A 7,458-nucleotide genomic window follows, 5' to 3' on the forward strand; every position below is an offset into this window, starting at 1 on the left:
GAGACCGCCATGAGTGAACAGGAAATCAAGGTTCCCGATCTCGGCGGTGCTGATGAAGTCGAGATCATCGAAATCATCGTCAGTGAAGGGGATTCGGTTGAAGAAGAAGATCCGATTCTGACCGTTGAGTCTGACAAAGCCTCGGTAGAACTGCCGGCACCTGCGGCCGGCAAGATCACCAAAATCACAGTGAAAGTGGGTGACAAGGTGAAAGAGGGCGACGTGATCGGCATGCTGGCCGCCAGCGGTGATGCTGGGGGCTCGGACGACGACGGCAGCGACAAATCCGACGAGCCCGAGCCGAAAGCAGAAAGTAAAACCGAGGCCAAATCCGAAGACAGCAAACCGGCGCCCAGGAAAAAGTCCGGCGGCTCTCGCACCGAAGTGGTGAAAGTGCCTTCGCTGGATGGCTTTGAAGATGTGCCGGTGATTGAAATCAACGTGGCTGAAGGCGATACGGTTGGTGAGGAAGATCCGCTGGTAACAGTGGAGTCCGACAAGGCCACCATGGAAATTCCGTCACCCTACGCTGGCAAGATCGGCAAGATTCTGGTGAAGGAAGGCGACAAGCTCTCCGAAGGTTCAGACCTGCTGGAAATGACCATCGAAGACGATGGTGGTGAAGAGGAAGACTCTGCAGACTCCGGAGAAAGCTCCCAGCCAGACAGCCAGGAAAGCAAACCGGAGCAAAAACAGGGCAAGCAGGAATCGGCGCCCCAGCCGCAGGGTTCCACCTACGAGCCGCCTTCACCTGGCACCAAGGTGCACGCCGGCCCGGCCGTGCGCAAACTGGCTCGGGAACTGGGTGCCGACCTCACTCGCGTGAAAGGCTCTGGCCCGAAAGGCCGGATCGTGAAAGACGATGTCCACGCCTACGTGAAGAGCCAGTTACAGCAGGCCCAGCAGGGCGGTGGCGTGGCCACTGGCTCTGGCATTCCGGGCGTGAAACTGCCGGACTTCAGCCAGTTTGGTGAGATCGAGCGTGAAGGCATGTCCCGCATGATGGCGGCCACGGCCACCAACATGCAGCGCAGTTGGCTGAACGTGCCCCACGTAACCCAGTTCGACGATGCCGACATCACCGAAATGGAAGCCTTCCGCAAGGGCCAGAAAGCGGCCGGCGAAAAGCGTGGCGTGAAAATGACCCCGCTGCCGTTCCTGCTCAAGGCCTGCGCGGCGGCACTGGCGGAACTGCCTCAGTTCAACGTGTCCCTGGACATGGAGCGCAAAGAGGTGGTGCGCAAGAAGTACATCCACATCGGCATTGCGGTGGATACGCCTCATGGCCTGATGGTTCCGGTGATCCGGGATGTCGACCAGAAAGGCCTGTGGGAGCTGGCGGCAGAAAGCGCCGAGCTGGCCCAGAAGGCGAGGGACAAGCAGCTGAAGCCGGCAGAAATGCAGGGCGCCTGCTTTACCATCACCAGCCTGGGCGGTATTGGTGGCACCGCGTTCACACCGATTGTGAACACGCCGGAAGTGGCGATCCTGGGTGTCTCCAAGGCTTCTATGAAGCCGGTGTGGGACGGCAAGGAGTTCCAGCCGCGGCTGATGCTTCCGCTGTCGCTGTCTTACGACCACCGTGCGGTGAACGGGGCAGATGCTGCCCGGTTTACCAACTTGCTGACGCAGCTGCTTGGGGATATTCGGACCCTGCTGCTGTGATGTAGCCTTGTTGGTCGCACTGCGACGGTGTCGTTGCAGTGCGACCACTCTTCCGCTCAGGCCTGGTCAGCTCGGCCAATGTCTGCACGTTATGAGCCACCCACCATCAGTGTCACAACAAACGACTGTGATACGAGGCTCCCATGACTCCCTCAGAACTGCTGTCCAGGCCATTCACGCTGCCGAATGGATCGGTTATCCCCAATCGCTTTGCCAAGTCCGCAATGAGCGAAACGCTGGGAAGCATTGATAATCATCCGACTAAAGAATTGATCACCCTTTACAGAGCCTGGGCAGACGGGGGTGCCGGGCTGTCGATCACTGGCAACGTGATGATTGACCGGAGGCACATCGGGGAGCCGCAAAACGTCGTGGTCGAGGATGAGGCCGATCTGGATCTTCTCAAATCCTGGGCCAGGGCCGGGCGGGGTGGCGGGAAACAGATCTGGATGCAGCTCAATCATCCAGGCAAGCAAAGCCCGAAGATGCTTAATAGAGACCCGGTGTCTCCAAGCGCGATTCCGTTCAAGAAGGACCTGCGGGGGATGTTCGCAACTCCGCGTGCGCTCACGGGGCCGGAGATTGATGACATTATTCGTCGCTTTGCGCAGGCCGCAGCCGTCGCCAAAAAGGCGGGATTTGATGGTGTACAGATTCACGGAGCCCATGGGTATCTGGTTAGCCAGTTTTTGTCTCCCCATCACAATCAACGCACCGACGAGTGGGGTGGTTCTGCGGCGAACCGGCGGCGCTTTGTACTGTCTGTGTATCGAGAAATCCGCAAGGCTTGTGGCAGGGAATTTAATGTTGGTATCAAACTGAATTCGGCTGATTTTCAGCGCGGGGGCTTCACTGAGGATGAGTCTCTGGCTGTGATCAAGGCGCTGGTGGCCGAGGGCATTGATCTGGTGGAAATCTCAGGAGGAAATTATGAAAACCCCGCCATGGCGAAAGGTGCCGGAAGCGAGGAGGTGAAAGCCAGCACCCTGGCACGGGAAGCCTACTTCCTGGAGTTTGCTGAAAAAGTCCGTGAATTGACGGACGTACCCTTGATGGTCACGGGCGGGTTCCGCACAGAGCGGGGGATGGCGCAGGCCATCGATTCTGGTGCCACGGACCTGGTGGGGCTGGCAAGGCCCTTGGTTGTGGAGCCTGATCTGCCGGTTCGTATTATGGCGGGCGATCCGGTTACCAGTGCGGTCAAGCCTATTAAAACCGGCCTTCGAATGATCGACGATATGGCTCTGATGGAGGTCAGTTGGTACACCCGTCAGATCGGAAGGATTGCCCGTGGCAGGGCTCCAAAACAGCACGACCGGGGCCTGTTATCCCTGATGGAGGTGCTGGCGGTTATGGCCACCCGAGGCGTTCGAACACGGTTACGTGCGGGCAGCTAATCGGAGGGCCGGCTGTCCCCAGGGGCCAGCCGGCCGCCTTTCTGATTAGTTGGCAAAGAACATCCAGTCAAAATAATCGTGCAGATCCTGCATGGCCCAGGCTTCCGCAGGTTGGGTCAGTTCAAACAACAGGTTTTGGTCTTTGGCGAGTTTCATGGCGTTACCTCACGTCGTTGCGATAGGAATGCGAGTTCGCTGTCGCCAGCGTATCCAGGCTTCTGCATTGGCCGTGCCAAACCTTCTGGCAGAAGGTAAGTCTATGAAAATGTTAAGTAAGGAATAATTGGCTTTGAGGCTGGAAGATAAGAGCTGAGCAGGAATGGTGCTGGCGCACCATCCTGGAACGAAAAACCCCGGCCGAAGCCGGGGTAATTCTGAGTTAACTTCTGATAGGAAGGATCAGAAGTTGTACTGTGCTGCGAACATCAGGCGGTTAGCGTCTTCGCTGTCACCACCTTTGGTTTCGGTTTTCCAGTACTGGTATTCAACGCCCATCATCACGCTCTTGACCGGCGTCCACATGTAGTTGGCAATGATGTTGGAGCGGGTTTCTTCGTCTCCATCATTTTCAACATCCAGTTCCACCATACCGTAGGTCAGGTTGACGCTGCGGCCGTTGCCCAGGGACAAGCTGGTGCCGATTGAAGCGCCGTAGCCTGAGATGGTTTCGAGGTCTTCACCGTCGAGGTAGGCATCAGCTGAACCGGACTGGTACAGATAGGCATTGGCGCCGTCTGTGTAGTTCAGGGCGCCTTGGATAGACACCATGTCTGAAGCCTTGAATTTGGCAGCGCCAAACATGCCGTAACCCATGGCGGAGTCGTCTGCATCCGCGGTTTCATCCTCATAGGCGTTTTGCTTGACCAGGCCTGCTACAGCAAATGACAGAGCGTCCGCGGAGCCCTCATAGCGGGCAGTGACAGCGGGCATGCTGTCTTTTTCTTCCGTAGTGTCATCGATAGATCCTTTTGGATCCTCCAGGGCAACGGACAGTCCGCCCGTGGTGTAGCGAAGCTGAGCTGTGCGAAGCTGGTAGCCTGCCCAGCCGGCGCTGCCGTTGAAGTCCAGGGTCGGCGTATTGCCGGTGAAGCTGTTGTAGTTTGACCAGGTTTGACCGGCGAGGATGCCGTTATACTCACCGAAAGCGTGGCGCAGGCGGAAATTGCCTCCGCTGGCGAAGTCACCTTCAACGGTAATCCTGAAGTCTTGCGGCAGAGTTGCCTTCACGCCAATACGGCTTTGTGTGGCAGAAGCGTCAAAATGACCTTCATTGTCAGAGCCGTCAACCATTGAGAAATCACCAGCCAGAGTACTGTTGTCACCGGTGATCTTTTCGTTGATATCGTAAGTGGCAGTCAGTCGCGCGTAGCCGTCGCACGAATTGCCATTCTTAATTTGTTGCTTTGCATTGTTGTTGTCTCCACACGTTTATTGTTGTTGGACCCACAGACAAAGTAGTTACGAATCTATGACAATTCAAACAGAATCGGTGATTATTTAGACGAATGTCTATAGGCCTTCGATTCAGTCATGGTGGCATCCGGAGGAGTACTTTGGTCGTAATGGGCAAGATGACTTTCAAACACGAGATGCTATCTGAACCTACGTTTGCCTTCGTCGATATTGAAACCACCGGCGGCAATGCCCAGCGGGATCGGATCACCGAAATTGGTATCCGCTTCTGGCGCAACGGGGCCGTTGTGGGGGAATGGCAAACGCTCCTGAACCCGGAAGCCCGGATCTCCGGGTTCATCGAACGACTGACGGGTATCTCCAATGCCATGGTGGCGAGTGCCCCTCGTTTTGAGACCGTTGCCGACGAGCTGGAGCGGCACCTGGACGGGTGCATTTTTGTCGCCCACAACGCACGCTTTGATTACGGTTTTATCAAGAGTGAATTCCGCAGATTGGGGCGTCTGTTCAGTGCCCGGGTGCTTTGCACCGTTCGACTTTCCCGGGCGCTCTATCCGGAGGCCGAACGCCACAACATGGATGCGCTGATCGCCCGGCACGGATTACCCGCTGTTGAGCGCCACCGGGCCATGGGCGATGTCACTGCCATGCTGGCGTTCTTTGAACACACCTTGCTTGAGCATGGCGAAGACACCGTTGGTGCCACCATCAACCGCCTGCTCCAGCGCCCCAGCACACCCTCCAACGTACCCGCGGAAATGCTCGCTGACTTGCCGGCGGGGCCCGGTGTGTACCGGTTTTATGGAGATAACGATGTGCTGCTGTACGTGGGCAAAAGCACCAATATTCGCCAGCGGGTGGCCTCGCATTTTTCCGGTGATCATCAGAGCAGCCGTGGAATCCGGCTGTCCGAAAGCCTGCGCCGGGTGGAATACACCGAAACTGCCGGAGAGCTAGGTGCCCTGTTGCTGGAACTCAAACAGATAAAGACCCTGAGCCCGCTGTTCAACCGTCGCTCACGGGCGGCGAAAAGCCTGGTCAGCATCGCCCTGCACCCGGACAACTCCGGCTACCTGAATGCCGAGTTGGCCAGAACCATCACGCCGGATCAACTGGGAGATTACTTCGGCCTGTTTCGCAGCAAGCGGGACGCGTTAAGTGCGTTACGGGGCATCGCCAGCAAAAACGACCTGTGCGGAAAACTCCTGGGGTTGGAGCCGGCAACCCCGGGACCATGCTTTCAACGATCCCTGGGGCGGTGCAAAGGTGCCTGTGAAGGCGCGGAAGACGTCACCCGGTTCAACCTGCGCATGCAGATCGCCTTTCATAATCTGCGTCTGAAAACCTGGCCCTGGCCCGGCCCAGTTGCCCTGGCCGAAGAAAACCCGGAAAACGGACGCACGGACTGGCTGATCATCTGGAACTGGATTCATATAGAAACGCTGCGCAGCGACCAGCACACCGAGGCCGATCTGCACGACTATCAGCCCGGCGAAGACCCGGTCACCTTTGATCTGGATTCCTACAAGCTGCTCATTAAAGCGCTCCTGGGGAAAGATCGAAACCACCATCGCATCATCGAGTTACATGCTATAACACAACCGGCTGTTCTTATGCCCTGAGTGGCGTATTATGGGGAGGAATTCATCCACTCAGAGAGAGATCCATGAACAGAGAACCTGTCTCCCGCGAACTTTTTGATGAAGTCATGGTGCCCAACTACGCCCCCGGAACCATTATCCCGGTGCGAGGCGAAGGCTCCCGCGTGTGGGATCAGGAAGGCCGAGAGTTCGTGGATCTGCAGGGCGGTATTGCCGTCACCAGCCTGGGCCACGCCCATCCGGGGCTATTGGGTGCGTTACAGGAACAGTCAGAAAAAATCTGGCACCTGTCGAACGTCATGACCAACGAGCCTGCCCTGCGGCTGGCCAAAACCCTGTGTGACCTCACCTTCGCCGAGCGGGTGTTCTTTGCAAACTCCGGCGCTGAAGCCAACGAAGCTGCCTTCAAACTGGCCCGTCGCTACGCCTGGGAACACTACGGTCCGGAAAAACACGAGATCATTTCGTTCAAGAATTCCTTCCACGGCCGCACCCTGTTCACCGTCAGTGTGGGTGGCCAGCCCAAATACCTGGAAGGCTTTGAACCGGCCCCCGGCGGCATCCATCACGCCGAATTCAATAACCTGGACTCAGTGAAAGCGCTGATCTCCAAAGAGAAGACCTGCGCTGTCGTGGTCGAGCCCGTCCAGGGTGAAGGCGGCGTCATGCCGGCAGATCCCGAATTCCTGCAAGGGCTGCGAGAGCTCTGCGACGAACACAACGCCCTGCTGGTCTTCGACGAAGTCCAAAGTGGCGTAGGCCGCACCGGCTACCTGTACGCCTACGAAATGTACGACGTAACGCCAGACATCCTCTCCAGCGCCAAAGGCCTGGGCGGCGGCTTCCCCGTTGCCGCCATGCTCACTACCGCCAAAGTCGCGGCCAGCCTGGGCGTAGGCACCCACGGCAGCACCTACGGCGGCAACGCGCTAGCCTGCGCCGTGGCCCAGAAAGTCATCGACACCGTCAGCCAGCCGGAAATCCTCAAGGGCGTCAAAGCCCGCTCCGAAAAACTGCGCAAAGGCATGATGGACATCGGCGAACGCTACGGCGTGTTCTCCGAAGTTCGCGGTGCTGGTCTACTCTTGGGTTGTGTACTGACCGAACAATGGCAGGGCAAGGCCAAAGACTTCCTGAACGCCGGTCTGGATGAGGGCGTGATGGTCCTGGTAGCCGGAGCCAATGTGGTGCGGCTGGCGCCTTCGCTGATCATTCCGGAAACGGATATTGAAGAAGCGCTGGAAAGGTTTGAAGCTGCAGTGAAGAAGATCACGGCTAAGTAAAATGTAGCCCCTGGGGCTGGGTTCCCCTTCCGGAAATTTCGGAGGCCATGGATGGCCGGAGAGAAGCGCACAGGGATGTGCTTGTAGCGGTTTCCGGAA

At 57.6% G+C, this 7,458-nt stretch carries 5 protein-coding genes; 4 read left to right on the forward strand and 1 reads right to left on the reverse strand.

Annotation, left to right across the window (positions count from 1 at the left end; all coding sequences use genetic code 11):
* The first annotated feature begins 9 nt into the window (after window positions 1–9).
* Window positions 10–1,665: a dihydrolipoyllysine-residue acetyltransferase gene (gene aceF / locus Q669_RS03705; RefSeq protein WP_022991301.1), complete on the forward strand. Its 1,656-nt coding sequence runs from the start codon at window positions 10–12 to the stop codon at window positions 1,663–1,665.
* 143 nt (window positions 1,666–1,808) lie between these two features.
* Window positions 1,809–3,062 (forward strand): NADH:flavin oxidoreductase/NADH oxidase family protein, encoded by a 1,254-nt coding sequence (locus Q669_RS03710; protein WP_036148705.1) that lies wholly within the window; start codon window positions 1,809–1,811, stop codon window positions 3,060–3,062.
* Window positions 3,063–3,461: 399 nt separating this feature from the next.
* Here Q669_RS03710 and Q669_RS03715 read toward each other — a convergent pair whose 3' ends face one another.
* Window positions 3,462–4,457 (reverse strand): DcaP family trimeric outer membrane transporter, encoded by a 996-nt coding sequence (locus tag Q669_RS03715; protein WP_031211565.1) that lies wholly within the window; start codon window positions 4,455–4,457, stop codon window positions 3,462–3,464.
* Window positions 4,458–4,633: 176 nt separating this feature from the next.
* On the opposite strand from Q669_RS03715, the gene Q669_RS03720 reads away from it, so the two are divergent.
* Entirely contained in the window at window positions 4,634–6,097 is a 1,464-nt protein-coding gene (locus tag Q669_RS03720) for an exonuclease domain-containing protein (RefSeq protein WP_036148721.1), read from the forward strand.
* A 44-nt stretch (window positions 6,098–6,141) separates the two neighbouring features.
* Window positions 6,142–7,359 carry an aspartate aminotransferase family protein gene (locus tag Q669_RS03725; protein WP_014422570.1) on the forward strand — a complete coding sequence of 406 codons (1,218 nt, stop codon included), beginning with the start codon at window positions 6,142–6,144 and terminating at the stop codon, window positions 7,357–7,359.
* Window positions 7,360–7,458: the final 99 nt, after the last annotated feature.

The sequence above is a fragment of the Marinobacter sp. C1S70 genome, from assembly GCF_000475355.1.
GTDB classification, from domain to species: Bacteria; Pseudomonadota; Gammaproteobacteria; order Pseudomonadales; family Oleiphilaceae; genus Marinobacter; species Marinobacter nauticus.

What these genes read in the sequence shown, in the direction of transcription:
- aceF (WP_022991301.1), top strand. Translation starts at nt 10, where the DNA reads ATGAGTGAACAGGAAATCAAGGTTCCCGATCTCGGCGGTGCTGATGAA.
- Q669_RS03710 (WP_036148705.1), top strand. Translation starts at nt 1,809, where the DNA reads ATGACTCCCTCAGAACTGCTGTCCAGGCCATTCACGCTGCCGAATGGA.
- Q669_RS03720 (WP_036148721.1), top strand. Translation starts at nt 4,634, where the DNA reads ATGACTTTCAAACACGAGATGCTATCTGAACCTACGTTTGCCTTCGTC.
- Q669_RS03725 (WP_014422570.1), top strand. Translation starts at nt 6,142, where the DNA reads ATGAACAGAGAACCTGTCTCCCGCGAACTTTTTGATGAAGTCATGGTG.